General features: G+C 72.3%; 25 protein-coding genes. 11 read left to right on the top strand and 14 right to left on the bottom strand.

Annotated features, from left to right (window positions below; all coding sequences use genetic code 11):
* Position 1 precedes the first annotated feature (1 nt).
* Entirely contained in the window at positions 2 to 532 is a 531-nt protein-coding gene (locus ACH4MY_RS25200; RefSeq protein ID WP_398005968.1) for a hypothetical protein, read from the top strand.
* A 9-nt stretch (positions 533 to 541) separates the two neighbouring features.
* Here ACH4MY_RS25200 and ACH4MY_RS25195 read toward each other — a convergent pair whose 3' ends face one another.
* The 3 genes from ACH4MY_RS25195 to ACH4MY_RS25185 form a co-directional block, all read right to left on the bottom strand.
* Complete coding sequence (locus ACH4MY_RS25195) at positions 542 to 1,150, bottom strand: flavin reductase family protein (RefSeq protein WP_398005967.1); 609 nt, start codon at positions 1,148 to 1,150, stop codon at positions 542 to 544.
* Positions 1,151 to 1,222: 72 nt separating this feature from the next.
* On the bottom strand, positions 1,223 to 2,008 hold the full coding sequence (locus ACH4MY_RS25190) for an enoyl-CoA hydratase/isomerase family protein (RefSeq protein ID WP_398005966.1): 786 nt from the start codon (positions 2,006 to 2,008) through the stop codon (positions 1,223 to 1,225).
* Between the two features lie 21 nt (positions 2,009 to 2,029).
* A complete protein-coding gene (locus tag ACH4MY_RS25185; protein ID WP_398005965.1) occupies positions 2,030 to 4,252 on the bottom strand; it encodes an acetate--CoA ligase family protein in 2,223 nt (740 codons plus the stop codon).
* 395 nt (positions 4,253 to 4,647) lie between these two features.
* On the opposite strand from ACH4MY_RS25185, the gene ACH4MY_RS25180 reads away from it, so the two are divergent.
* Positions 4,648 to 6,363 (top strand): FG-GAP-like repeat-containing protein, encoded by a 1,716-nt coding sequence (locus ACH4MY_RS25180; RefSeq protein ID WP_398005964.1) that lies wholly within the window; start codon positions 4,648 to 4,650, stop codon positions 6,361 to 6,363.
* A 234-nt stretch (positions 6,364 to 6,597) separates the two neighbouring features.
* Here the strand turns inward: ACH4MY_RS25180 and ACH4MY_RS25175 are convergent, their stop codons facing one another.
* On the bottom strand, positions 6,598 to 7,767 hold the full coding sequence (locus tag ACH4MY_RS25175; protein WP_398005963.1) for a flavin-containing monooxygenase: 1,170 nt from the start codon (positions 7,765 to 7,767) through the stop codon (positions 6,598 to 6,600).
* Positions 7,768 to 7,925: 158 nt separating this feature from the next.
* Here ACH4MY_RS25175 and ACH4MY_RS25170 point away from each other — a divergent pair, with 158 nt between their 5' ends.
* The gene (locus ACH4MY_RS25170; protein WP_398005962.1) at positions 7,926 to 8,378 is read left to right on the top strand and encodes a DoxX family membrane protein; all 453 of its coding nucleotides are present in this window, start codon (positions 7,926 to 7,928) and stop codon (positions 8,376 to 8,378) included.
* On the top strand, positions 8,375 to 8,842 hold the full coding sequence (locus tag ACH4MY_RS25165; protein WP_398005961.1) for a Zn-ribbon domain-containing OB-fold protein: 468 nt from the start codon (positions 8,375 to 8,377) through the stop codon (positions 8,840 to 8,842). The genes ACH4MY_RS25170 and ACH4MY_RS25165 overlap by 4 nt, the downstream gene beginning before the upstream one ends.
* Here the strand turns inward: ACH4MY_RS25165 and ACH4MY_RS25160 are convergent.
* From ACH4MY_RS25160 to ACH4MY_RS25135, 6 genes are all read right to left on the bottom strand, one after another.
* Positions 8,831 to 10,825, bottom strand: a complete 1,995-nt coding sequence (locus ACH4MY_RS25160; protein WP_398005960.1) for a protein kinase — start codon at positions 10,823 to 10,825, stop codon at positions 8,831 to 8,833. The genes ACH4MY_RS25165 and ACH4MY_RS25160 overlap by 12 nt on opposite strands.
* Before the next feature lie 406 nt (positions 10,826 to 11,231).
* Positions 11,232 to 11,879, bottom strand: a complete 648-nt coding sequence (locus ACH4MY_RS25155; protein ID WP_398005959.1) for an HAD family hydrolase — start codon at positions 11,877 to 11,879, stop codon at positions 11,232 to 11,234.
* 64 nt (positions 11,880 to 11,943) lie between these two features.
* Positions 11,944 to 12,171, bottom strand: a complete 228-nt coding sequence (locus tag ACH4MY_RS25150; protein ID WP_398005958.1) for a hypothetical protein — start codon at positions 12,169 to 12,171, stop codon at positions 11,944 to 11,946.
* A 123-nt stretch (positions 12,172 to 12,294) separates the two neighbouring features.
* Positions 12,295 to 13,083, bottom strand: coding sequence for an FG-GAP repeat domain-containing protein (locus tag ACH4MY_RS25145; protein ID WP_398005957.1), 789 nt, complete (start codon positions 13,081 to 13,083; stop codon positions 12,295 to 12,297).
* A 713-nt stretch (positions 13,084 to 13,796) separates the two neighbouring features.
* The gene (locus ACH4MY_RS25140; RefSeq protein WP_398005956.1) at positions 13,797 to 14,303 is read right to left on the bottom strand and encodes a DUF664 domain-containing protein; all 507 of its coding nucleotides are present in this window, start codon (positions 14,301 to 14,303) and stop codon (positions 13,797 to 13,799) included.
* Positions 14,304 to 14,347: 44 nt separating this feature from the next.
* Positions 14,348 to 14,746 carry a DUF1992 domain-containing protein gene (locus tag ACH4MY_RS25135; protein ID WP_398005955.1) on the bottom strand — a complete coding sequence of 133 codons (399 nt, stop codon included), beginning with the start codon at positions 14,744 to 14,746 and terminating at the stop codon, positions 14,348 to 14,350.
* A gap of 140 nt (positions 14,747 to 14,886) precedes the next feature.
* Between ACH4MY_RS25135 and ACH4MY_RS25130 the strand changes: the two genes are divergently transcribed.
* Positions 14,887 to 15,723, top strand: a complete 837-nt coding sequence (locus ACH4MY_RS25130) for a M23 family metallopeptidase (protein ID WP_398005954.1) — start codon at positions 14,887 to 14,889, stop codon at positions 15,721 to 15,723.
* A 95-nt stretch (positions 15,724 to 15,818) separates the two neighbouring features.
* Here ACH4MY_RS25130 and ACH4MY_RS25125 read toward each other — a convergent pair whose 3' ends face one another.
* Entirely contained in the window at positions 15,819 to 16,022 is a 204-nt protein-coding gene (locus ACH4MY_RS25125) for a cold-shock protein (RefSeq protein WP_015035453.1), read from the bottom strand.
* Positions 16,023 to 16,283: 261 nt separating this feature from the next.
* Between ACH4MY_RS25125 and ACH4MY_RS25120 the strand changes: the two genes are divergently transcribed.
* The 4 genes from ACH4MY_RS25120 (at position 16,284) to ACH4MY_RS25105 (ending at position 19,992) form a co-directional block, all read left to right on the top strand.
* Entirely contained in the window at positions 16,284 to 17,156 is an 873-nt protein-coding gene (locus tag ACH4MY_RS25120; protein WP_398005953.1) for a menaquinone biosynthetic enzyme MqnA/MqnD family protein, read from the top strand.
* A 254-nt stretch (positions 17,157 to 17,410) separates the two neighbouring features.
* Positions 17,411 to 18,610, top strand: coding sequence for a cyclic dehypoxanthinyl futalosine synthase (gene mqnC, locus ACH4MY_RS25115; protein WP_398005952.1), 1,200 nt, complete (start codon positions 17,411 to 17,413; stop codon positions 18,608 to 18,610).
* A 7-nt stretch (positions 18,611 to 18,617) separates the two neighbouring features.
* Complete coding sequence (locus ACH4MY_RS25110) at positions 18,618 to 19,217, top strand: imidazolonepropionase-like domain-containing protein (RefSeq protein WP_398005951.1); 600 nt, start codon at positions 18,618 to 18,620, stop codon at positions 19,215 to 19,217.
* Positions 19,218 to 19,299: 82 nt separating this feature from the next.
* Positions 19,300 to 19,992 carry a demethylmenaquinone methyltransferase gene (locus ACH4MY_RS25105; protein WP_398005950.1) on the top strand — a complete coding sequence of 231 codons (693 nt, stop codon included), beginning with the start codon at positions 19,300 to 19,302 and terminating at the stop codon, positions 19,990 to 19,992.
* A gap of 43 nt (positions 19,993 to 20,035) precedes the next feature.
* Here the strand turns inward: ACH4MY_RS25105 and ACH4MY_RS25100 are convergent, their stop codons facing one another.
* Both ACH4MY_RS25100 and ACH4MY_RS25095 read right to left on the bottom strand, forming a co-directional pair.
* Entirely contained in the window at positions 20,036 to 21,514 is a 1,479-nt protein-coding gene (locus tag ACH4MY_RS25100; RefSeq protein ID WP_398005949.1) for a phosphodiester glycosidase family protein, read from the bottom strand.
* Complete coding sequence (locus ACH4MY_RS25095) at positions 21,511 to 22,233, bottom strand: peptidase inhibitor family I36 protein (RefSeq protein WP_398005948.1); 723 nt, start codon at positions 22,231 to 22,233, stop codon at positions 21,511 to 21,513. The genes ACH4MY_RS25100 and ACH4MY_RS25095 overlap by 4 nt, the downstream gene beginning before the upstream one ends.
* Before the next feature lie 199 nt (positions 22,234 to 22,432).
* Here ACH4MY_RS25095 and ACH4MY_RS25090 point away from each other — a divergent pair, with 199 nt between their 5' ends.
* Positions 22,433 to 23,719: a geranylgeranyl reductase family protein gene (locus tag ACH4MY_RS25090; RefSeq protein WP_398005947.1), complete on the top strand. Its 1,287-nt coding sequence runs from the start codon at positions 22,433 to 22,435 to the stop codon at positions 23,717 to 23,719.
* Here the strand turns inward: ACH4MY_RS25090 and ACH4MY_RS25085 are convergent.
* Positions 23,685 to 24,680, bottom strand: coding sequence for a helix-turn-helix domain-containing protein (locus tag ACH4MY_RS25085; protein ID WP_398005946.1), 996 nt, complete (start codon positions 24,678 to 24,680; stop codon positions 23,685 to 23,687). The two genes, ACH4MY_RS25090 and ACH4MY_RS25085, sit on opposite strands and share 35 nt — an antisense overlap.
* Here ACH4MY_RS25085 and ACH4MY_RS25080 point away from each other — a divergent pair.
* Positions 24,577 to 25,629 (top strand): NAD(P)-dependent oxidoreductase, encoded by a 1,053-nt coding sequence (locus ACH4MY_RS25080; protein ID WP_398005945.1) that lies wholly within the window; start codon positions 24,577 to 24,579, stop codon positions 25,627 to 25,629. The two genes, ACH4MY_RS25085 and ACH4MY_RS25080, sit on opposite strands and share 104 nt — an antisense overlap.
* Positions 25,630 to 25,669 lie beyond the last annotated feature (40 nt).

The following is a 25,669-nucleotide window of genomic DNA, read 5'->3' as shown; positions in this document are numbered from 1 at the left end:
GATGAGCGGTCCTGCGGCAGGTCTCGCGGAGGTTCGCGGCGAGGGGCGCACGACCCTGCGGATGCTGTGGGCCTCGATGCTGGCGCTGACGCTGGAGGCGGCGCTGGCACTGCTCCTGCTCGCACTGTTCGGGGACCCGGGGCAGCCGGAGCCGGGGGAGGAGCGCGTCAGTGCGCTCACCCTCCTCGCGCTGCCGTTCCTCATGGCGTTGACACTGATCCCGGCCGCCGCGGTCTCCGCGTTCCTCGTGCTGCCGGTCGTGCTCCTCGGCGAGGGCCTGACCCGCCGGCTCGGAGGGCGGGCGACGGGCTGGCAGCTGCTCCTGTCGACCGCCGTCGGGGCCCTGGCGCGGCCGCTCTTCGGCGGCCCCGGCTGGCTCATGGGCACGGTGTGCCTGGCCGTGGCGGTCCTCGTCACCCGCCACGCGCGGCGGGGCTGCTCCGTGGGACTGCTGGTGTGGGGGACGGTCCTGCTGCTGACCGTGTACCTGCTCGGCCTGGCGGGCCTGTCCACGGGCGTCATCGCCCCCTGAGACACGCGCCTACCCGCTGAACCGCCCGAACCTCCCCCGGTGGAACAGCAGCGGATCCCCGTCCTCGGCCGCGCCGAGCGCCTCCACCCGGCCCACCACGATCAGATGGTCGCCCCCGGTGTGGACGGCGGTGATCGCGCAGTCCAGCCAGGCGGGTGCGGCGGGCAGCCGCGGGGAGCCCGTGGTCGGGGCCGGGACCCAGTCCACGCCCGCGAACTTGTCCGCGCCGCTCACCGCGAAGGACCGGCACAGCGGGCCCTGGTCGGCGCCGAGGATGTTGACGCAGAAGGAACCCGCGCCGGCGATCCGGGGCCAGGTCGTCGACGTACGGGCGACCATGAAGGCGACCAGGGGCGGGTCGAGGGAGAGCGAGGCGAAGGACTGGCAGGCGAACCCGGCCGGCCCTTCCGCGTCGAGGGCGGTCACGATCGTGACCCCGCTCGCGAAGTGGCCGAGGACGCGGCGGAATTCGGCCGGGTCGACGGGTGGTCGCTCGTCCTCCCCTACCGCGCGCAGCACCGGCCGGGGCAGTGGTTCCACGGCCGTCGGCGAACCGGCCGCTCTCAGGTGTCGGACGACGGTGGCCGCCATCCCCGCGTGTCCCATCACACCACCCATTGAAACTGACGATACGTCAGATAGGAAGCCCCCGGGACGACGGACCGGCCGCCGCCCTCCCCGCTTCCCCCGCTACCGCCCCTCGTACCGCGCCTCCCGCCGCTCCACGAAGCTCGCCACGCCCTCCCTCGCGTCCCGGGTCGTCATGTTGATCTCCTGGGCCGTCGCCTCCGCGGCGAACGCGGTCGCGCGGTCCGTGTCCAGGGACGCGTTCACCAGCTGCTTCGTCAGGGCCAGGGCGCGTGTCGGGCCCTGGGCGAGGCGTTCCGCCCACTCCCGGGCCGTCTTCTCCAGGTCCTCCGGCGGGACGACCCGGTTCACCAGACCCCACTCCCGCGCCTCCGCCGCCGACACCGCGTCCCCGAAGAACATCAGCTCCTTCGCCCGCTGCGGCCCGATCAGCCGGGGGAGGAGAAAGGCCCCGCCGCCGTCCGGGACGAGACCGCGCCGGACGAACACCTCGATGAACCGGGCCGATTCCGAGGCCAGGACCAGGTCGCACGCGAAGGCGAGGTGCGCGCCGATGCCCGCCGCCGTCCCGTTCACCGCCGCGATCACCGGCTTCTCGCAGTCCAGTACCGCTCCGACGAACCGCTGGGCCCCGCGCCGGATCGTGCGCGCCACGTCCCCGGGGATCCGCTCGCCCGGCGACGGCGCACCCCGCAGGTCCGCCCCCGCGCAGAAGCCCCGTCCGGTCGCCGTCACCACCACCGCCCGGACGTCCGGGTCGGCGGAGGCCTCGTCGAGGAGGGCGATGATCCGTTCCCGCTGGTCCCAGGTGACCGCGTTCATCGCCTCGGGCCGGTTGAGGGTGATCCACGAGACGCCGTTCTCGACGCTGTGCAGTACATCGGCCATGACCGGTCTCCTCGGGCGGATTCAGCGGCAGACCGCCAGCGCGTCCAGAGCCACCGCGCCCTGGCCGCGGGGCAGCACCATCAGGGGGTTGATGTCGAGTTCGGCGAGGTCGCCGTCGAGTTCGAGGGCCATCCGCTGCACCCGCAGCACGACCTCGACGAGCGCGTCCACGTCGGCCGGCGGGGCACCCCGTACGCCGTCGAGGAGGGCCCTGCCGCGCAGTTCGGCGAGCATCGAGCGGGCCTCGCGCTCCTCGAAGGGCGGGACGCGTACGGCCGTGTCGTTGAGAACCTCCACCAGGACCCCGCCGAGGCCGACCGTGACCGTCGGGCCGAACAGCTCGTCGCGGGTCACGCCCACCACCATCTCGACCCCCCGTCCGACCATCTGGCAGACCAGGATGCCGTCGAGGTCGACCGACTCGAAGCGGGCGATGTCGGTGAGTTCGCGGTACGCGTCCCGGACCTGGCTCGCGGAGGTCAGCCCGACCTTCACCAGGCCCAGTTCCGTCTTGTGGGCGAGCTGCGCGCCCGAGGCCTTCATCACCACCGGGTAGCCGACGAGCCCGGCGGCCCGGACGGCCGCCGCCGCGCTGGTGACGAGCTGCTCGCGCGGCACCCGTATCCCGTACGCCCGCAGGAGCTGCTTCGCCGCGTGCTCGCTGAGCCGCCGGCCGGGCCGCATGAGCGCCTGGGCCTTGCGGAAGGACGGGGAGGGGGTGCGGGGGGCCTCGTCGAAGGGGGAGCGGTAGCCGGTGGTGAAGCGGTGGTGGTCGAGGTAGGCCTTCACGGCCCCGATGCAGTTGGCGAAGGTGCGGAAGGTGGCGACGCGCGAGGAGCCGAGGAGGGTCGTGCGGTAGGCGTCCTCGGTGCCGAGCGGGGAGCCCCACACCACGCAGACCAGCTTGTCCGTCGCCTCGGCCGCCTCCACCAGGTCCTGGGCGAGCTTGTCGCTCATGGGAGGGAAGGGGCCGGTGATGGGACAGATGAGGACGCCGACGGAGGGGTCGGCGAGGATCGCGTCGATGATCTTCCGGCCGCGCCAGTCGCCGACCGGGTGCCCGCCGTTGTCGACGGGGTTGGAGACGCTCAGGTACTCGGGTATCCACTGGTGGAGTTCGTCCTGCTTGGCCCCCGGAAGGATGGGGAGGTCGAGTCCCGCGGCCGTGGCGAGGTCGGCGAAGTGGGCGCCCGTACCGCCGGAGATCGAGTAGACGACGACGCCGTCGGCGCGCGGGCGGCGGGCGCGGGCGAGCAGGGTCGCGGTGTCCTGGAGCTGGTCGAGCCCGTCGACCCGGATCACCCCGTACTGGCGCATGGCGGCGTCGACGACCTGGTCGGCGCCGGTGAGCTTGCCGGTGTGGGAGGCGGCGGTACGGGCCCCGGTCTCGGTGCGGCCGACCTTCACGGCGACGACGGGGACGCCGTGGCGGGCGGCCCGGTCGGCTGCCAGGAGGAAGGAGCGGCCGTCCTTGAGCCCTTCGACGTAACAGGCGATGGAGCCGACCTCGGGCCGTCCGGCGAAGTACGAGATGAAGTCGGAGGTCTCCAGGTCGGCCTCGTTGCCGGTGGGTGCCCAGTGGGAGAGGCGGACGCCGAGCTCCTGGAGGGTGAAGACGGGCCGTCCCTGGTGGCCGGACTGGGTGATGAGGGCGACGGCGGGTCCTTCGAGGTCCTCGCGGAAGCGCTCGAAGGCGTTGAGGTTGGTGTTGGGGCCGAGGAGGCGGATTCCGGAGCGGCGTACGGCGGCGGCGAGACGTTCCTGCGCGGCGGCACCGGCCTCGCCGGTCTCGGCGAATCCGGAGGCGAAGGCGACGGCGAACCTCACCTTGGTCTCGGCGAGCTCCTCGATGACGGGGAGCGGGTCGGCGACGAGGAGGACGGCGAGGTCGACGGGTTCGGTGAGCGCGCCGACGGAGGGCACGCAGTCGATCCCGAACACGCTGGTACGGGTGGGGTGGACGGGCACGAGCCGGGCGCCGACCCGCTCGGCCCAGGCGATCAGCTGCCGGGTGATCCCGGTGTTGGGCCGGCCCTCGGCGTCGGACGCACCGACGACGGCGACGGACTCGGGCCGGAAGAACCGGTCGAGGTCGGGGACGGGTGCGTGCAGCGGGCGCCCGCTGACGTCCAGGTCGCCGGGGGCGGCGGCGACGCCGTGCACGGCGGCCCGGGGCGACTCCCCGCAGGCGACCACGCGGGCGCGGAGATCGGTGGTGAAGGTGCCGTGAGTCGATCCAAGCATGTGTTCCGCCCGCCCTTCACCCATCCGTATACACCTGACGCTCAGTCAGATTACAGAACTGACGGCCAGTCAGGAATGGGTGTGCGCGGGGAAGCGGGATCGGGCCGTCCCGAGGGGTGCGGATCCGGCCGCCCCGGGGCCGGGGCCGGGGCGGGGCCGGGGCCGGGGCCGGGGTGGCCGGATCCCGGACCGAGTCGTCCTGGGGTCCGGACCGGGTTGCCTCGGGTCCGGACCGGGTTGCCCCGGACCCGGACCGAGTCGACCCGGGTCCGGACCGAGTCACCCCGGGTCCGGACCGAGTCCGGCGAGTCCGTACAACCATTCGGGTGCCCGCGCTGTCCCACTCCCTGGACGACACGAACGACCACGTCTGCCCGATCTGCCCAGGGGGCCCCTTGAACCGCACCACACACACCGCCCGCACCCTCGGCTCGCGCGGCCGCCGCCGCGCCCTCGGCACCGCCCTGGCCGTCCTCGCCTCCTCCGCCGCGCTCGCGGCGACCGGGGCGACCCCGGCCCAGGCCGCCGAGGCCGCGCCGAAGCCCCGTGTGGCCTTCACCGAGTACACGAACGTCGACGGCGTCCGCCACAGCGGTGTCGTCACGGTCAACGTCGACGGCAGCGACCGCCGCGTGCTGGTACCCACCGGCGAAGGCCTCCCCAAGGCCGAGATCACCGGCGTCTCGTACTCGCCCGACGGCCGGCGCGTGGCCTTCATCAGCAACGACGGCTACGCCGACATCTGGGTCGCGGACGCCGACGGCAGGAACGCCGTCCCGGTCCGCATGGATGTCGACGAGCCCGCCGGCTGGCTCAACGGCCTCGACTGGACGCCGGACGGCAAGCGGCTCTACCTGAGCTTCCGCGCCAGGCCGGGCCAGGACCACGTGCGCATCATGAAGATCAACGTCGACGGCACCGGCCTCGGCTTCCTCTTCGCCACCCCCGAGCAGACCTGGGACACCCAGGTCGACGTGGCCTGGGACGGGCGCATCACCTTCCTGCGCGGCAGCACCGTCCACATCTGGGACCCGCGCACCGGTGGCGCCCCCAAGCCCGTCACCCAGGGGCTGCACCCCACGTTCTCGCCGAACGGCGAGCGGATCGCCTTCGCCGGCTACTTCGACGGCTCGAACGACGTCCGCGCCCGGGTCCTGGCCAGTGGGGAGGAGTACTCGCTCACCAAGGGCCAGGGCGTCATGTTCCCCGAGTGGTCCCCCGACGGCGCCGACATCGCGTACATCTCCGGCGGTACGGAGCAGCTGGCCACCGTCAGCGGAGCCACGGCGCCCGGCGGCACCCCCAAGGTCCTCTCGGCCCCCGGCGCCACCGCCTCCGACATCTCCTGGGTCCCCCCGCGCGGCTGGAACCCCCACGGCACCTTCCGGCGCGACTACAGCGGCGACGGCCTCGCCGACGTCCTCGCCACGGACGGCGCGGGCAGGCAGTTCATCTACCGGGGCACCGGCGCGGGCGTCCTCGAACCCCGCCGGGAGATCGGCTGGGGCTGGAAGGGCTACCGCTTCACCGCCGTCGGCGACTTCAACAACGACGGCTGGCCCGATGTCATCGGCCAGGACCCCATCGGCGCCCTCTGGCGGCTCGACGGGAACGAGTACGGCCTCTCCAACTCCTACTACGCGGTGAAGATCGGCACCAGCGGGTGGAAGGACCTCAAGCTCACCGGCGTCGGCGACCTGACCGGCGACGGCTTCCCCGACGTCCTCGCCATCGACACCGCCGGCAACCTCTGGCAGTACGCCGGTGACGGCCGCGGCGGCCTCCAGGCCCGCCAGAAGGCCGGGTACGGCTACGGGGGCTACCGCCTGACGGGCGTCGGCCCGCTCACCGCGAACGGCTACCAGAACTACCTCGGCGTCGCCCCGAACGGCGACCTCTACCGCTACGAGCGCGGCGCCCGCCACAAGATCGGCTGGGGCTGGAAGGGGCTCACCCCGACCGGCGTGGGCGACCTGACCGGCGACGGCGTCCCCGACGTCCTCGCGAAGGACACCGCCGGTGTGCTGTGGCGGTACGACGGCGACGGCAAGGGCGGCTTGAAGGCCCGCGTCAAGGCCGGCTGGTCCTACCAGAACTTCACCCTGTTCTGACCCGCGCGCCGCGCGCCCCTGAAACGGTCCCGCACCCGGGATCGGCAGCTGCCCCGCCCCCAACCCCCTGGGGGCGGGGCACCGTCCTGCCGGACGCGGCGCGGGCGGTTCGGCGGGGAACCGTCATGCCGCATGCGACGCGGGCGGTTCGGCGGGGCACCGTCATGCCGCATGCGACGCGGGCGGTTAGGCCGGTGGGGCCGATGCTCCCGGCCCGCGCGCTCCTCCGCCGGATCAGCCCGCGCGCCCGCCGGACCGGGCGATCCGCCGCGCGATCTTCTCCGCGTCGATCGCCAGCTCCCGGAACATCCCGCTGATCGGGTTGGTGAACCCGGTGAAGTACAGGCCCGGCGCCTCGCGCGGGCAGCGCGCCCCGTGCACCACCGGACGTCCGCGCTCGTCGAGCACGTCCAGGTGTCCGACCAGCGGTTCCAGGGCGCGCCGGTAGCCGGTCGCCGCGATCACCGCGTCCGGGGCGATCCGGGTGCCGTCCGCGAGGACCACCTCGCCGCCCTCGAAGGCCTCCACGGCGGCGACGACCTCGACCTTCCCCGCCCGCACGGCCGCGATCAGGCCCACGTCCTGCACCGGTACCGCGCCCTCCCGCATGCGCGTCGCGAGGCCCGTGTCCGGCCGGGGCAGCCCGTACGCGGAGAGGTCCGGCGTCCCGACCCGGGCCATCACGGCGCCCATCCGGTCCACGAGGGCCCTGGGCAGCCGGCGGACCAGGATGCCGGTGCGCTGCGCGGGCCACCCCGCCGTCGTGCGCTTCACGATGTGCGGGACCGTCCGCACCGCGAGCCGCACCCGCTTCGCGCCGCCCTCGGCGAGGTCGGCGGCGATCTCGGCGCCGGTGTTGCCGACGCCCACGACGAGGACGTCCTTCCCGGTGTACGGCTCCGGGTTGCGGTAGGCCCGGGCGTGGCTCAGCTCGCCCTCGTACGCGTCGCGGCCGGGCCACTCGGGCAGCCGCGGGGTGTGGTTGAAGCCGGTGGCCACGACGACCGCCCGCCCGGTGAGACGCCGTCCGCCGGACGCGTGCAGGATCCACTCCGCGCCGGACCGCTCGATCCGGAAGACCTCGACGCCCGTGACGATCTCCAGTTCGAGCTTCTCTGCGTACTTCTCCAGGTAGCGGACCACGTCCGCGCGGGCGACCCAGCGTCCGAAGGAGCGGGGGATCTTCAGGCCGGGGAGGGCGGAGAGCCGCCGGGTGGTGTGCAGCCGCAGCCGGTCGTAGTGGGCGCGCCAGGAGGCGCCGACGGCGTCGGACTTCTCCAGGACGACGGCGCGGACGTCCCGCTCGCGCAGGGCGGCGGCGACCGCGAGTCCGCCGGGGCCGCCGCCGATGACGTACACGGGGTGGTCGATCTGTGGAGAGAGTGCGAGGGGGGTGGTGGCCATGAGTGCTGAGCGTAATGACGTGTACACGTAGTGGGTCTCGACCAAGCGGGATTTCGGTTGCGAATCGGTCACGTACGCCGGCCTCTTGCGCACCGGCCCGGCCTGCGCTGAACTGACGTACCGTCAGATTCAGCTTCTGCCCGTCGAAGGGGGCGCGCATGCAGACCGTCTGGCTCACCGGCGCCGAATGGCTCGCAGTCCTCCGCATCGGCCTCGGCCTGTGGTGGCTGGAGAGCTGGCGACACAAGGACAGGAAGGGCTGGTTCGAACGCGGCACCGGCATCGCCTGGGCCGCCGACGTCGCGGGCAAGCACAAGTGGCCGCCGGTCAGGAAGGGCTTCGACACGGTCGTCGCACCGCGCCCCAAGCTCATGGCGTACGTCGTGGTCTACGCCGAACTCGCCCTGGGTCTCGGCCTGGTCGTCGGCTTCCTGACCCCCGTCGCCCTGATCGGCGGCCTGCTCCTCAACCTTCTCTACCTCGTCCTCATGATCCACGACTGGGCCGAGCAGGGACAGAACGCGATGATGGCGCTCATCTCCCTCGTCGCCCTCTTCGCCATGTCCTGGCAGACCTGGTCCCTCGACCACGCGATCGGACTCTTCCTGTGACCGCCACGCCGACGACCCCGGCCACCGCCGCCACCCCCGATGTCGACGCCTTCACCCGCCCGTACTGGGACGCCGCGGCCGAGGGCAGGCTCCTCCTGCGCCGCTGCGTGGCCTGCGACCGCGTCCACCACTACCCGCGCGAGTTCTGCCCGCACTGCTGGAGCGAGGACGTCGTCTGGGAGCCGGCGAGCGGCCGGGCCACCCTCTACACCTGGTCGGTCGTCCACCGGAACGACCTCCCGCCCTTCGGCGGGCGCGTCCCGTACGTGGCGGCCGTCGTCGACCTCGCCGAGGGGCCGCGCATGATGACCCAGGTCGTGGGTGTGGGTGTGGACGGGGGTGAGGGCGGGGGCGACCTCCGGATCGGGATGGAGCTGGAGGTCGCCTTCCGGCGGGAGGGGGACGTGACGGTCCCGGTGTTCGGGCCGCCGTCCCCAGAGTCCCCGGAGGGGTCAGAGGGCTGAGATGTTCCGCCAGAGCTGGCTGGCGCCCGAACCGCAGGTGTAGGTCATCGCGAACGAGCCGGCCGTCAGGCACCGTCCGTCGCTCATGTTCTTGTAGGCCCGGCCGGAGGACGAGGACTCGACGACCTTCCAGGACTGAAGGCTCGCCCCGTTGCACGCGGCGGTCGTGACGGCGGTGTTGCCCCCGGGCTGGAGGCAGCGGCCGGAGCGCTTGTTGATCAGCCGGAAGGTGCCGTTCGCGTTGTTCGAATACGTCCAGGCGTACGCGTACGTGGTGTTGCCGTTGCCCTTGGAGCCGCACTCGGCGGACGTGACGATGTCGCCGAAGCCCGCGTTGTACTCCGCCAGGCAGTTGCCGCTGGACCCGTTCTCCAGCGAGTACGTCCCCGAGGGCGTCGAACCGCCGGTGGCCGGCGGCGGCGCGGGCTTCTTGGTCGTCTGCGTCGGCCGGGGGGTCGGGGGACGGGTCGTGGTGCCGCCCCCGGAGGGGGTGGTGGGACCGGAGCCGCCGCCGGACGGGTCGGAGCCACCGCCGGACGGATCGGAACCGCCCGAACCACTGCCCGAGCCGTCTCCGCCGCCGGGCTGCGTGCCGGTGCCGCCCACGTCACCGGCGCCGGCGGGCGGGGGCGGGAGAGGTGCGCCGGGCGAGGAGCCCGGCGGCTTGGACGAGGGGGTCTTGGAGCCGGGCGGCGTCTTGGCGGACGGCGACCCGGGCGACGCCGACGACGGCGGTACGTCCGCCGGCTGCGAGGCCACGACGGACGGCGACGAGGAGGTGTCCGGCGCGGCGCCGAGGCGGCCGATCTCGTACGGACCGAGGGCGACGGTCAGGGTGGTGCCCGTCGCCACGACGACCGGCACGGCCAGCATGAAGAACCGGTTGCGCCGCTTCTCGCGGCCCGGAGCGGTGGAGCCGGTGGCGGCGAGCGGATCGGGCGAGGCGGTCGCGGGCTCCTTCGAGCCCGCCTGCGGAGTGAGGGAGGCCGTGGCGACGTCCTCGGCGGGCTCGGTCTTCGCGAGCTCCGCCAGGTGCTCGGCGGTGGGCGGCTCGGCGGCGAAGGCGGCCCGCTCGGCTATGCGCTCACCGACGGCGGAGGGCCAGTGGGCGCCCGCGGCTCGCTCGGTGGTGCGCTCGACGAGCTCGGCGGCCGTCGGGCGGTCCGCCGGATCCTTGGCGAGGCAGGTGCGGATGAGTGCGGCGAGCTCGGGCTCGGTCTCGGCGAGCTTCCCGAACTCGGGCTCGGCGTGGACGACACGGTAGAGCAGGTCGGGGCCGGAGCCGTCGCCGAACGGCGGCCGGCCGTTCGCCGCGTAGAGGAGGAGGCTGCCGAGGGCGAAGACATCGGCGGCGCCGGTGAGCCCGCGGTCGGCCACGGCCTGCTCGGGGGCCATGTAGGCGGGGGTGCCGATGACCATGCCGGTCTTGGTGAGACGGCTCTGGTCGGCGGCGCGGGCCACGCCGAAGTCGATGAGGGAGAGGCCGGAGGAGGTGAGCATGACGTTGGAGGGCTTGAGGTCGCGGTGCACCATGTCGGCGCCGTGGACGACACCGAGCCCGGCGGCGGCCTCGCGCAGCAGCCTCCAGAGGGCGGCGCCGGGCAGCGGGCCGCCGTTCAGGCGGATGGCCTCGTTGAGGGTGATGCCCGGGATGTACTCGGTCGCGAACCACGGAGGCTTGGCGGTGCGGTCGCTCGCGAGGAGCTTGGTGTTGGCGCCGGCGGGCAGCCGGGCGAGGTTGTCGAGCTCGTGGCCGAAGTGGCTGAGGAAGTCCGCGTCCTCGGCGAGCAGGGGAAGGACCCGCTTCACCGCCGCGAACTTGCCCGGCACGGCGCCGAGATAGACCCGCCCCATGCCGCCGGACCCGAGGACACCGAGAAGCCTGAACGCGCCGATCTGCCGGGGGTCCCCCGGCTCCAGCGGCATGGCTCCGCTGCCGTCCAAACTGCCCAAATTAGAGCTATTTTCCAATTCCCCCTGCATGGGCCTCAGCGTAGCGGAGGCGCTTTGCGATCTGAATCGAGGCCAAGTGCTTGTTTCCGTACTGTGGTTGAACGGTGGGTGGGGTGGCCGGTTAAGGCGGGGCGGGTGGCGTGAACCGGCTTCAGAGGCGCGCGTGCGGCCGCCCTCTTTCCGAGTGCGGCGGAGGGGGGAGCCCCACGCGGACGGTTCGGGTGATGGCCGCTCGCCAATTGCGGCTCAGGCCCCGCTGGTCGCTGTCCGGGGGTGGTTGGTGGTGGCGAGAGTTTCGTGCAGTTTCTCGGGGCGAGGTGGGCTTTTTGTCCCCTTTGGGGTCATTCTCGGGCCTGCTTGCTTCGAGAAGTGCGGAGTTACTCCGTCCTCCACCCTTCAGGAGGGACTCTCGGAGGACGCCGACCGGCCGGGGCGTCTACGGCGCGACTCTCTGACGGCCTGTCTCCAGCGCAGTCACGATGTGGGGTGCCGCCTCCGCCAGGGTGGGGAAGTGGCGGTGGGCGTCGGGGTGCGCGGTCGGGGTGTTGACCGTCCAGACGGTCATCCCGGCGTCGAGCCCCGACCGCACCCCGGACGGCGCGTCCTCGATCACCAGACACTCCGCCGGGTCCGCCCCCAGCTTCTCGGCGGCGAGCAGGTACGGCGCCGGGGACGGCTTCCCCTCCGCCACCGAGGCCGCGTCCACGACCAGCCCCGGCAGGGGAAGCCCGGTCCGCTCGAAGCGGCCCCGCACCCGGTGCTCGTAGTTCGACGTGACGAGCGCCCACCGGTCCGCGGGGAGGCCGTTCAGCAGCTCTGCGGCCCCGTCGAAGGCCGCGTACGAGCCCGTACGGACGTCCTCGTCCTCCAGCGCGTGCAGGAGGGCCAGGCACTCGTCCGGGTCCCGGCCCGGAACCACGGCCGCGAACGTCTCGACCGGCCGCGTCCGCAGCGCGACGGCGTACACCTCGTCCCCGTCCACTCCGTGCCGCGCCGCCCACTCGTGCCAGACGCGGCGCTGATTGTCGACGGCGTCCACGAGGGTGCCGTCGACGTCGAAGAGAACGAACTCCTTGCTGGTCACGCGCCCGATGCTACGACCACGCCCCCGGCCCGGGCGGCCGGGGGCGGCGACGTCTCGCCGACCGTCAGAACGCGGTGTCGTACGGCCGGTCCAGGTGGACGGGCTCGGCGGTCCAGTGCTTCCCGGATGCCTTGTGGGTCAGGACGACCTGGATGTCCGCCGCTGCGTCGAACTCCCACACCAGCGTCGCGTCCTGCCCGCGCGAGAAGTCGACGACGGTGGGGATGGGGACGAGCGCGTGGTCCTTGACGCCGAGCTCGGTGGTCCCACCCGCCGTCGCCGCGGCGGGCACGGCCGTGAGGGTGCCCGGTTCGAAAGGTTGTACGTCGGTTTTCGAGCCGGTCGATCAGCTCGGGACGACCCGGACGACCCGGACGATCCGGCCGCCCGAGCCGGTCCGAGCCGGTCGACCGGGTCAGGAGACCGAGGTGAACTTCGTCCCCTCGGCCGCGTACAGGTTCGTCGCGGTTCGGGTGAAGGGTGCCGCCGTGTTCCCCGTACCGAGGTACGCCCACGTGCCGCCCGAGCCGTATCCGATCAGGTCGGTGCGGCCGTCGTTGTTCAGGTCGTCCGCGCCGACGAGCTGGGAGAAGGCGCCCCAGCCGCCGCCGACCCTGATGCGGGGCGCGAAGGTGCCGTCGCCCTTGCCGAGGAAGAGCCAGAGGACGCCGGAGGCTTCCAGGTCCGGGCCGATGCCGTTCTGCGGGACGGCGCGGAACGACCAGTCGTAGTGGCCGCTGTTGGCGAGCTTGCCCAGCTTCGAGGACCGGGCGATCTCCGCCCAGGTGAGACCGAAGGTCTGGTCGTCGTAGTAGTAGGCGCCGGCGGACTCGCGGTAGACGTGCATCGTGAGCGAGAAGGTCTCGCCGGTCCGGCCGTGGGTCAGCTTGAGGTGCACGTCGGCGTTGACCCGGGACATCCGCCACTTCAGGTGGATCTTGGAGGGGTCCTCGTCGAGGTCGAGGTGCGAGAACTGGGCCCCCAGGTAGGTCAGCCCGGTCGGCTGCCCGGTCGTGGCGACCAGCTCGGCGGCCGGCCTCCCGTCCGCGCCGGCCGCGATCCGGTAGAGGCCCTCGCCCTTCTCGACGGTGCCGCCGAACGCGAGCAGCGTGCCGTCGGGGGCCGGCACGGCGGTGGTCATGTGGTCGAGGAGCGGGATCGTTTCCTCGGAGGTCAGGGACCTGGCCGTGAAGGTCTGGAGCACACCGGCCGGGGGCGGTCCCGGTTGTCGTCGAGCCCCGTCGGAGTGGCGTACGTGACCCACGAGCCGACCAGGCCGACGTTCGTCCCCGACTCCTCCCGGCTGCCCACGGGACGCGTCGCACCGTCCCGGTGCCCAGGTCGGCGATCGCCAGCTTCACGGCGCGGTCCTCGGACTCGGGCCAGGCGGCGTGGGTGGCCGAGAGGGCGGAGGTGTCGCCGGTGTAGGCGCTGTCCATGACGTCGTAGGCCGGGCCCGTCACCGCCGCCGTCGCCAGGTCCACCGTGACCAGGTACCGCGCGACGTCGGTTCCGGAGCGCACGGCGAAGTTGACCAGCGCGGTCCCGGGGCGAGATGCGCGGACGGCGCCGGCGATCGCGTCGTCGGGCAGACCGGTCACCTTGCGGGCGGACTGCCCGTCACCGGTCGCGTCGAGCAGCAGCAGCTCCTTGGCGCCCCCCGCGCCCGTCCCCGCGGCGAGCAGGGTGGAGCCGACGAGCTCGCCGGCGCCGAGCGTGACGGCGAGGACGGAGGTGATCGCGACGGTGATGTGACGGCGCGACGTGCGTGTTGAGCTCAAGGAAATGCCCCCCATGGCAATCGAAACGGCGCGCGAGCATGCGCACGCCGTTCGAATAGGCCCATGACGGGGCCAAGGGGCTGTACGGGCTCACGAGGAAGGTGGGACCGGTGAGTTGACGCCCCGTGAAGGGGAGTCAGCCGCGCTCCACCGCACCCCGCACGTACGCCGCCTGACCCGCGTGCTGGAGGTCGTCCGCGATCACCGAGACCAGCCGGACGCCCAGGGTCACCGGCGGATCCCAGGCGGTGTCGACGACCCGGTCCAGGTCCGCGTCGGTCAGCGGCCCCACCAGATCGAGGCTCCGTCCGTGCACCGCGTCGTGGTAGCCGAGCAGCAGCTCCGCCGGGGCACGCACCGCGGCCACCTGGGCGCTCGTCTGGCCGTAGCCGGTCGCCGCTTCCGGGAAGGGCAGGCCGAAGCGGTCGCGCCAGCCGTCCGTCTCCCACAGCTGGCCCGTGTCGAAGGCGCCCGCGAGGTGATCGTCCTGGATCCGGGTGAGGTGCCAGACGAGCCAGGCGATCGAGTTGGCGTCCGGATCGATCCGTAGGGCGAGCTGGTCCTCCGTGAGGCCCTCCACGGCCTCGTGGACGACCTCGCGCACCCGGCCGAACGAGTCGACCAGCAGACCGGCGCTGTTCATGGGGGCTCCTTCCGGTCGCCGGGGCGGCCCCGGCGTGCCAGGGGTCAGGAACGCTCCGCCCGCCACCGCTCCACCGCGGCCTCGACGTCGAAGGGCTTCAGATGCAGCGGGGGTCCGGCCGGCGGACGGAGCAGGGCCTCGGCGATCCTGGTGTTGATCTCCCCGAGGATCCGGCGGACCTGGCTCTCCGAGACCGCCGCGGCCACCGCCGCCTCCGCGTCCTCGGCCGCCTTGCGCAGGGCCAGCGAGGGCGGCAGCACGGACCCACCCTCGCGGTGCATCTTCCCCTTGATCCACCACAGCTCGTCGTACGGGGCCGCGTCGTCGGCGAGCGGCTTGCCGAATCCCGGCAGGCTGCTGAACTCGCCTCGTTCCGACGCCTCGCGGATCTGCTTGTCCACGAACGACTCGAAGCTGACTCCGGGCGGTTTGCGTTCGGTCATGTGTCCAGACTACGTAAGCCCCGCGCTACGCGTGTGGTGCTCGGGGGCTACTGCGACACGCGATCTTCCGGCACGCTGTGGTCCGTTCAACGCGCGTCGACCCATGTTCCCTGGCCCCCACCCCACGTACCGGAGGACGCATGCGTGCCCGGATCACCCCCCTCGGCACCCTGCTCGCGCTCGTCGCGGGCCTGCTCACCGCGCTCGTCACCACCACGCCCGCCCAGGCCGCGCCCGTCTTCAAGGCGCCCTTCCCCTGCGGCCAGACCTGGACCTACAGCCACCACTCGGCCGAGGTCCGCGAGGCCCTCGACTTCGTCCGCTCCGACGGCGGCACGACGGCCGGCACCCCGGTCCTCGCCTCGGCGTCCGGCACCGCCTACCGCTACTCCCAGCCGTCCGGCGCGGGCAACTACATCGTGGTCGAGCACGGCGGCGGCTGGAAGACCTACTACTTCCACCTGAACGCCTACTCCGTGGCCAACGGCGCCCCGGTCGCGCAGGGTCAGCAGATCGGCACCACCGGCAGCACGGGCAACAGCTCCGGCGCCCACATCCACTACGAGCAGCTCTACAACGGTGTCGGCCAGTCGATCGTGATCAACGGCGCCTCCCTCGCCCCCTATCCGGGCTCCTACGGCTCCAAGTCTCTGACCAGCGACAACGGCTGCTCGGGCGGAGGAGGCGGAAAGTACTGGGTGGACACCTTCGCCAACGCCACCGGCTACGCCCAGGCGAACACCACCGCGGCACAGGGCGTCCTGAACAAGGGCACCAACTACGTCTACTGCAAGGTGTGGGGCCAGGAGATCCGGGACGCCTCCGGGAACTACAACCACTGGTGGCTGAAGACCGACCTCGACACCGTGTACGCCGGGAAGAACGGCTACGGAGCGTACGTCTCCGCCTACTACCTGTCCCGCTGGGGCAACGACGAGGCCCGCGACAACAACGGGACCGTGATCCCGAACTGCTGAGTGCCCGGAAAGGGCAGGAGCCCCGCTCGTGCCCGAGGGCACGGAGCGGGGCTCCTTGGGTACTGCTCTAGTCGTGCTTCGCCGACCCAGGCACCTTAGGCCGGGGAGACGTTCTCCGCCTGCGGGCCCTTCGGGCCCTGCGTGACGTCGAAGGTCACGAGCTGGTTCTCCTCGAGCGAACGGAAGCCGTTCGCGTTGATCGCGGAGTAGTGGACGAAGACATCCGGGCCGCCGCCGTCCTGGGCGATGAAGCCGAAGCCCTTTTCAGCGTTGAACCACTTCACGGTTCCGGTAGCCATGAGCCCTCCTATGGGCCAAAGGGTCGCCCTGCTCCAGAACCTGCAAACAAGTCTGAAAACTACAAAAGCCTGCGGGTCACATGCTCCGCAGGCTCTGTACTGCAAGGGAAACCAAACTGCAACTTGCGTTGAGCGTAGCACGCAGGGTGCTCGGGACGGTAGAGGGAAAGATCACTTCACTCGCATGTTTGATCTCGCTCCATGTGCTGACGCGCGTGCCCCGACGATGCCCACGGTACGAGACGGGTCTAGCCTCACGATGTGGACAAAGCAACCGACGACCAGCAGCGCAGCCGGCCCCGCGTCGGGCACATCCAGTTCCTGAACTGCCTCCCCCTCTACTGGGGCCTGGCCAGGACCGGAACGCTCCTCGACCTCGAGCTGACCAAGGACACTCCGGAGAAGCTCAGCGAGCGGCTCGTCCGGGGCGACCTGGACATCGGCCCCATCACCCTCGTCGAGTACCTCCGCAACGCGTCGGACCTGGTCGCGCTCCCCGACATCGCCGTCGGCTGCGACGGGCCCGTCATGTCCTGCGTGATCGTCTCCCAGCGGCCCCTGGAGGAGCTGGACGGCGCCCGCGTCGCGCTCGGCTCCACCTCCCGCACCTCCGTACGCCTCGCGCAGCTGCTGCTCAGCGAGCGGTACGGGGTGGCGCCCGACTACTACACCTGCCCCCCTGACCTGGGCCTGATGATGCAGGAGGCCGAGGCGGCCGTCCTCATCGGCGACGCCGCGCTCCGCGCCTCGCTGCACGACGCGCCCCGGCTGGGCCTCCAGGTCCACGACCTCGGGCTCATGTGGAAGGACTGGACGGGCCTCCCGTTCGTCTTCGCCGTGTGGGCCGCGCGCAAGGACTTCCTGGCGCGCGAGCCGGAGACCGTCCACGAGGTGCACCAGGCGTTCCTCGCCTCCCGGGACCTCTCCCTGGAGGAGGTCGCCAAGGTCGCCGAGCAGGCCGCCCGCTGGGAGACCTTCGACGCCGAGCTCCTGGAGCGGTACTTCCGCACGCTCGACTTCCGCTTCGGGCCCGAGCAGCTCGCCGGGGTCCGCGAGTTCGCCCGCCGCACCGGCCCCACGACGGGCTTCCCGGCGGACATCGCCGTCGAACTGCTTCCGCCCGAGCGGCATTAGGCGCGGCGCGTCTTCCGGGTTCCCCTTTCGGTTCCCCGCGGGTTCCCCCTCGGCTCCCTCCATGGCTTCCCGTCGGCTTCCCGTCGGCTTCCCGGAATTCGCCGTCGCGTCCCCGTTCGGCAATTCACCCCTTTATCCGTGTCCGGACCGCCCGTATTACCGCCGTACTCCCGCACGCCACCCGAAGGAAGCGGCGAGGAGTGCTGGCGTAGGCTGGTTCGGTCGACAGAACCCCTCCGAAAGGGACACACCCGGTGACCGAGAAGGCCGAACTCCAGTCTGTTCTCGACCGCGCTGCCGCGGGTGGCCGGATCACCCCCGAGGAGGCGCTCGACCTCTACCGCTCGGCGCCCCTGCACGCGCTCGGCTCCGCCGCCGACGCCGTGCGCCGCCGCCGGTACGCGGGGACCGAGCACATCGCGACGTACATCATCGAACGCAACATCAACTACACGAACGTCTGCGTCACGGCCTGCAAGTTCTGCGCCTTCTACGCCGCCCCCAAGGACACGAAGAAGGGCTGGACCCGCGACCTCGACGACATCCTGCGCCGCTGCGCGGAGACCGTGGAGCTCGGCGGCACCCAGATCATGTTCCAGGGCGGCCACCACCCGGACTACGGCGTCGAGTACTACGAGAAGCACTTCGCGGCCATCAAGGCCGCGTACCCGCAGCTGGTCATCCACTCCCTCGGCGCGTCCGAGGTCGAGCACATGGCCCGGATCAGCGGGGTCTCCGTCGAGGAGGCCATCACCCGCATCCACGCCGCCGGCCTCGACTCCTTCGCGGGCGCCGGCGCCGAGCTGCTCCCGGAGCGGCCGCGCAAGGCCATCGCCCCGCTCAAGGAGAGCGGCGAGCGCTGGCTGGAGATCATGGAGATCGCGCACGGCCTCGGGGTCGAGTCGACGTCCACCATGCTGATGGGCACCGGCGAGACCAACGCCGAGCGGATCGAGCACCTGCGGATGATCCGTGACGTGCAGGACCGGACGGGCGGCTTCCGGGCCTTCATCCCGTACACGTACCAGCCCGAGAACAACCACCTCAAGGGCCGCACGCAGGCCACGCTCCTCGAGTACCTGCGGATGATCGCCATCAGCCGGCTGTTCCTCGACAACGTCGCCCACATCCAGGGCTCGTGGCTCACCACGGGCAAGGAGATCGGCCAGCTGACCCTGCACTACGGCGCGGACGACCTCGGCTCGATCATGCTGGAGGAGAACGTCGTCTCCTCCGCGGGCGCCAAGCACCGCTCCAACCTGCGCGAGATGATCGAGATGATCCGCACGGCGGACCGCGTCCCGGCCCAGCGCACCACGACCTACGAGCACATCGTGGTCCACGACGACCCGGCGAACGACCCGGTCGACGAGCGCGTCGCCTCGCACATCTCGTCCACGGCGATCGAGGGCGGCACGGCGCACCCCGAGCTGAAGCTCCTCGACGCCAACTGACGCGGCCGTGCTGACGATCCACGTCGCCGAGGCGACGCCCGAGACCGCCGTCCTCGTCGACGGCGACCGCATCGCCGCGGTCGGCCCGTACGAGGACCTGGCCGCCGCCAGGCCCGAGGCGCGGGTGCGGCGGTGGTCCGGCATCCTCACGCCCGGCCTCCTCAACCCGTACGGCCCCGAGCTGCTCGAAGGCATGTACCACCCGGACCCCCGGGAGGCCCAGGGCTTCGGCACCGAGCCGATCCCCGGCGAGCGTGCGCAGCGGATCTTCCGGGCCGACCCCTCCCGCCGCGGTGCCTCCGCGCGCCGCGGCGTGCAGCGGCTCCTCGCCCACGGGACGGTCGCCGTCGCCGGCGAACTGCGGAGCCGGGCCGCGCTGGACGCCGTGCGCCGGGCCGGTCTGGTCGTCGGCCGCCGTCCCGAGAGCCTCCCCGACCGGCCGTCGTTCTCGCCGGCGCCGCTGGTGCTCCTGCCCGGCCTCGCGCCGGGAGGCCCCGCCCGCTTCGCCGTCTTCGACGTCCCCGACCGGGCCGCTCTGGTGCGGCTCGGGCCTTCGACCTGTGTCGCCACCGTCCTCGGCGGGAAGCTGGTCTACCGGGCCCGCTGAGCGCGCCCTGCCGGTCGGGGCGGGAGCGGCCCTGAGACAATGGACGCGCCCGCCCGTACCCGAGTCTGCGAGGCCGAAGCCAGTGACCCGCGCCACCCTGGACAAGCAGCCGCACGAAGTCGCCTCGATGTTCGACGACGTGGCGGCGAACTACGACCTCACCAACGACGTGCTCTCGCTGGGCCAGGACCGGCGCTGGCGCAGGGAGGTCGCCAAGGCGGTCGACGCGCGCCCCGCGCAGAAGATCCTGGACCTGGCGGCCGGTACGGCCACCTCCTCGCAGCCCTTCGCCCGCGCGGGCGCGTACGTCGTGCCCTGCGACTTCTCGCTGGGGATGCTCCGGGTCGGCAAGAAGAACCACCCGTGGATGCCGTTCACGGCGGGCGACGGCACGAAGCTGCCCTTCCGTGACGACGTCTTCGACGCCGTCACCATCTCCTTCGGGCTGCGGAACATCCAGGACACCGAGCAGGCGCTGCGCGAGCTGTACCGGGTGACGAAGCCCGGCGGCCGGGTCGTCATCAGCGAGTTCTCGCACGCCACCTGGGCGCCGTTCCGCACGGTGTACGAGGAGTACCTGATGCGCGCGCTGCCGCCGGTGGCCCGCGCGGTCTCCTCGAACCCGGACGCGTACGTGTACCTGGCGGAGTCCATCCGCTCGTGGCCGGACCAGCCGACCCTGGCGGGCATGCTGCAGAAGGCCGGCTGGTCGAAGGTGGCCTGGCGGAACCTGTCCGGTGGCATCGTCGCGCTCCACCGGGGCTTCAAGCCGTAACGGCCGGGCCCGGCGGCCGGACCCGGCCGCCGGACCGTGGCGGCTACTTGGCGTACATGCCGTAGCCGCCGATTCCCGCGTACACGGCGTCGGCCACGTGCCGGTGCACGTACACGCCGTTCACCCGGTCCGTCGGCGGGGTGCGCACCGTGGTGCCGGTCAGCAGGGTCGCCGAGCCGCCGCCGTCCAGGTTGAGCGCGTCGATCAGGCCGAGCTCCTCGGAGCCGAGGAGCTCGGCGAACGTGCGCAGGCTCGCGCCGTCCTCGTGGGTGGTCGTGTCGTCCGCCTGGACCTGCCCGGTCAGCGTGGCGAGCACCGGCCGGCCGCGGACGCTGGTGCCGAGGGCGACCCGTGAGTCGGTGCAGTTCTCGGTGCCGGGCTCCTTGCCCGGGCCGGACTGGTTGCAGGTGTCGGGCAGGGCGACCGGGACGTCTCCGTCGCGGAGGACCTGGTGGAAGGAGCCGACGACGTCGACCGACGGGTCCAGCGGGATCTCCCGTCCGAGGCGTGTGTCGAGGAGCTTCTGGCCGACCGTCAGGGTGCTGCCGGGAGTGGCGTGGGCGCGCAGCCACGCGGCGCCGGTGCCGACGCCCTGCAGGATGCGGCCGCCGGACGGCACCGTGACCTGTTGGGCGGCGGTCGCCCCGCCGCGGCCCTCGCGGGCGGTCTTCACCGTGTCCGCGGAGTCGAGGACGACCTCGAAGCCCGGGTCGTCCTCGGTGGTGACGGTGACGTCGAGGCCGGGCTTCGGCACGGGGAACCGGTAGTCGTCGGTGAACAGGACGATCTCGTCGGGGTCGGTGTAGACGCCCTTCTCCAGGGCGACGCCCTCGGGGCGGGGCCTGTCGTCGGGGGCGAGCCTGTCATCGGCGTCACGGGCACAGGCGCGGGCGCGGCCCGGGTCGCGGTCGATGTCGTCGAGGCGCTGGGTGGCCCCGTCGGAGGAGGCGAGTCCGAGTTCCGTGCGGAGCGTGGTGATGTACGGGACGCCGTACTGGATCACGGCGCCCGAGGTGCCCTTGCCGCCGTTCCAGCAGCTGGAGCTGTGCAGGACGCCGTCGGTGACCGAGACGCCGACGTGCTGGAGGGTGGTGGGCTCGGCGCCGGCGGGCAGGACGTGGGAGGGGTGCTTCCGCTCCGACTTGAACAGGCCGCCGTTGACACCGGCCACGGGGTGCCGGGCGGCCACCGAGCTGACTCCGGCGAGCTGTTCGGCGGCCGTCTCGGCCACGCCGTCGCCCGTGCCGACGGTGCTCTCCAGGCCGACGGGGGCGGTCGTGGGGTCGATCTCGACGATCTGGAGGACGCGGCCCCGGGTGCGGTTGTCGGGCACCTTCTCGGTCCAGGTGGTGCGGGTGACGCCGGGGACGGTCACGTCGACGTCCCCGAGCTGGGTCCAGTTCGCCATGAGCGGGCTCAACGGCTTCTCGACGGCGGGGGAGGCGGCGGCCGAGGTGGTCAGGGCGAGGGCCGCGACGAGCGCGGCGGCGACGGCGAGAGCCGGTCGCGGGGGCGTGGTCACTGGCACTCCGAGGTTCCGTCGACGAGTTCGTGGGAGCGGAAGACGCTCGGGAGGGAGGCGGGGACGGTGATGCTGTCGCCGCGGAGGACGACGTAGGCGCCGTACCGCTTGCCGCCCTCGGTCCAGGTGCCGGTGTAGTCGGGCTGGAGGTAGAAGCACAGGTGCTTGCCGGTCCGGTTCCACACGGAAGCGGGGGCGACCTCGGGGCCGTAGCTGTTGCCGTAGTTCCGGGTGGCGGCGTCGGTCGCCGGGACGTGGACGGTCATGGTGCCGCGTCCGTTGCGCTCGGCGAAGGTGCAGACGGCGCCGTTCTCGCAGCGCTCGTAGCCGGTGAAGCAGAGGGCGCGGGTGGGCACGAGCTTGTACGAGGCGACGACCCAGCGCTTGCCGTCGGTCACGTACTCGTCCTCGTTGCCCGGCTTGACGGTCTGGAGGCCGCCGCCGTACCGGCCGGCGGAGTAGACGCAGGCCCACATGCGGGTGTCGTTCTTCACGGAGAGGGCGGTGCCGGTGTACTGCTCGTCCTTGCCGCCCTCGGCGACGTCCAGGCGGGTGCCGGTGCCGCCGGAGCCGTCGTAGAGGCAGAACTTGCCCTGGTCGCAGCCCTCGAAGGGGACGGGCTCGGCGTTCGCGGGCAGGATGAGGAACGCCGAGCAGAGGAGGGCGAGGACGGCTGTGATCAGTGAGCCCCGCCGTGGGTCGGTACGAATGATGGTCACGATCGGTGATCATGACATCACCGCACGGATGTACGAATTCCGGTTTGGTCCCGTCTCACCGGGCGGGCCCCCGAAGGGCCTTCGGGAAGCCCTCCGCGCGGTCTTCGGGTAGCCCTCCGGTCGGTCCGCGACCCGCCCCCATAGACTGCCCCGGTACGTCCGTACCGCCCCTACCGTCGAGTCTTCGGGAGAATCCGCCGTGACCGAGCAGCCCCTCTCCGAGCACAGCGCAGATGTGATCGTCGTCGGGGCGGGCCCGGCCGGCTCGACCACCGCGTACTACCTCGCCAAGGCCGGACTCGACGTCCTCCTCCTGGAGAAGACCGCGTTCCCCCGCGAGAAGGTCTGCGGCGACGGCCTCACCCCCCGCGCCACCAAGCAGCTCGTCTCCATGGGCATCGACATCTCCGAAGAGGCCGGCTGGCTGCGGAACAAGGGCCTGCGGATCATCGGCGGCGGCGTCCGCCTGGAGCTCGACTGGCCGGAGCTCGCCTCGTACCCGGACTACGGACTCGTCCGCAAGCGCGACGACTTCGACGAGCAGCTGGCCCGCCAGGCGCAGAAGGCCGGCGCCCGCCTGTACGAGCGCTGCAACGTCGGCGCCCCGATCATCGACGACCGTACGGGCCGGATCACCGGCGTCCACGCCAAGCTCGGCGAGGAGAAGCGCGAGGTCACCTTCCACGCCCCGCTCGTCGTCGCCGCCGACGGCAACTCCACCCGGATCTCCCTCGCCATGGGCCTGCACCGGCGCGAGGACCGGCCGATGGGCGTCGCCGTCCGGACGTACTTCACCTCGCCCCGCCACGACGACGACTACCTGGAGTCCTGGCTGGAGCTGTGGGACCGGCGCGGCGCGCAGGACCGTCTCCTGCCCGGCTACGGCTGGGTCTTCGGCATGGGCGACGGCACCTCCAACGTCGGCCTCGGCATCCTCAACTCCTCGAAGGCCTTCCGCGAGCTGGACTGGCGCGAGGTCCTCAAGGCCTGGTGCGCCTCGATGCCCGAGGACTGGGGCTTCACCCCGGACAACATGACCACCCCGATCCGCGGCGCCGCCCTGCCGATGGCCTTCAACCGCCAGCCGCACTACACCAAGGGCCTGCTGCTCGTCGGTGACGCGGGCGGCCTGGTCAACCCGTTCAACGGCGAGGGCATCGCGTACGCCATGGAGTCCGGCCAGATCGCGGCCGACGTCATCGTCCAGGCGAACGCCCGCACCACCCCCGCCCAGCGCGAGCTGGCCCTGCGCAACTACCCGCAGATCCTCAAGGACACCTACGGCGGCTACTACACGCTGGGCCGCGCGTTCGTGAAGCTCATCGGCAACCCGAAGGTCATGAAGATCGCGACCCAGCGCGGCCTGACCCACCCGATGCTCATGAAGTTCACGCTGAAGATGCTGGCCAACCTCACCGACCCGACGGGCGGCGACGCCATGGACCGCATCATCAACGGCCTCTCGAAGGTGGCCCCGAAGGCCTGAACGCCTGCCGGTACCCCGACGGGGACACCCCGACGGCCCGGGTGAAGTGGCGGCGCAGATTGGCCGCCGAGCCCAGCCCGCTGTGGTCGCCGACATGCTCCACGGGCAGGTCGGTCGACTCCAGCAGGGTCTGGGCGCGCGCCACCCGCTGCTGCAGCAGCCACTGCAGCGGGGTGGTCCCGTACTCCTCCCGTATCCGCCGGTGGAAGGTGCGCGGGCTCATCCGGGCCCGCCGCGCCAGCTCCTCCACGGTCAGCGGCTCCGACAGGTGCTCGGTCGCCCACTGCAGGACCGGCCCCAGGCTGTCGTCGTCGCTCGGCGGGAGCGGCGCCTCGATGAACTGGGCCTGGCCGCCGGGACGGTGGGCCGGGACGACCAGACGCCGGGCGAGCTGCCCCGCGATCGTCGCCCCGAGGTCGGTGCGCACCAGATGCAGACAGAGGTCGAGGGCGGCGGTGGCCCCGGCGCTGGTCAGGACGGATCCCTCGTCCGTGTAGAGCACCGAGTCGTCCACGATCACCTCGGGGTGGCGGGCTGCCAGCTGCGCGGTGTGCTGCCAGTGCGCGGTGGCCCGGCGGCCGTCGAGGAGCCCGGCGGCGGCGAGCGCGAAGGCGCCGGTGCACAGCGAGACCATCCGGGCGCCGGACGCGGCGGCCGCGCGCAGCGCCTCGACGAGTTCGGCCGGCACCTCCTCGCCGTCCTCCACGACCGCGTCGGGCACGGACGGCACGATGACGGTGTCCGCGTCGACGAGCCCGTCGAGACCGTGGTCGGTCCGCAGCGAGAAGACCCCGGTGTCGCCGGAGTCCCCGCACAGCCGCAGCCGGTACCAGGGGTCGGCCAGATCGGGGTGGGGGATGCCGAAGACCCCGCAGGCGAGGGAGAGTTCGTACAGCTCCCACAGCGACGTGCCGATCCGCCGGTCCGGTACGACGGCGATGGCGACGACCCCAGCGTTCATGCCGTCGACCGTACGGCAGGAATCGTGCGACGGGCGTCGGTCCTGCCACTGTCGGCCGGATTCCGCCGCTGCGAGCGTGGAGTCCATGAACGCACAGAGCATCACGGTCATCGGTCTCGGCCAGATGGGCGCCGCCCTCGCCGACGCCTTCCTCACCGCCGGCCACCGCACCACCGTCTGGAACCGCACCCCCGAGAAGGCCGACGCCCTCGTCGAGCGGGGCGCCCTCCGCGCCGCCGGAGTCGCGGAGGCCGTCACCGCGAGCGAGCTCGTCGTGGTCTGCGTGCTCGACTACGCCGCCGTCCGCGAAGTCCTCGCCCCCGTGGCCGGGTCGCTGCGGGGCCGCGTCCTGGTCAATCTCACCACCGGATCGCCCGAGCAGGCCCGCGCGGAGGCGGAGTGGGCGGCGGAACACGGCATCGGTTATCTCGACGGCGCCGTCATGACGACCCCGCCGGGGGTCGGCGACAGCGCCAACATGATCCTGTACGCGGGCGGGCCCGCGCTCCTCGCCGAGCACCGGGCGGCGCTCGCCGTCCTCGGCGACCCGGTGGACCTGGGCGCGGACGCGGGGAGCGCCTCGCTCTACGACGCGGGGCTGCTCGGCCTCATGTGGTCCGTCTTCGGCGGCTGGCTGCACGCGACCGCCCTCACGGGCGCGGACGGGGTGTCCGCCCGGGACTTCACCGCGGTGGCCACCCGCTGGCTGAAGACGGTCTCCTGGTTCATGACCGGGTACGCCGAGCAGATCGACGCGGGGGAGTACCCGGGGGAGGACGCCACGATCGACGTCCAGACGGCCGCCATCGGCCACCTCCTGCACGCGGCGGAGGCGCGCGGAATCGACAACCGGCTGCCCGAGCTTCATCTGGAGCTGATGCGCGCCGCGGTCGAGGCGGGCCACGGCGGGGACAGCTACGCGCGGATCATCGACGCCTTCCGCAAGTAGGACGTTCCGGGCACATCCGTACAGCATGGGAAAAGCCGTC

It is taken from the genome of Streptomyces sp. NPDC017246 (genome assembly GCF_044331325.1).
Classification (GTDB): domain Bacteria; phylum Actinomycetota; class Actinomycetes; order Streptomycetales; family Streptomycetaceae; genus Streptomyces.
The sequence above is the reverse complement of the archived record's forward strand: the minus strand, read 5'-3'. Positions and strand labels throughout refer to the sequence as shown.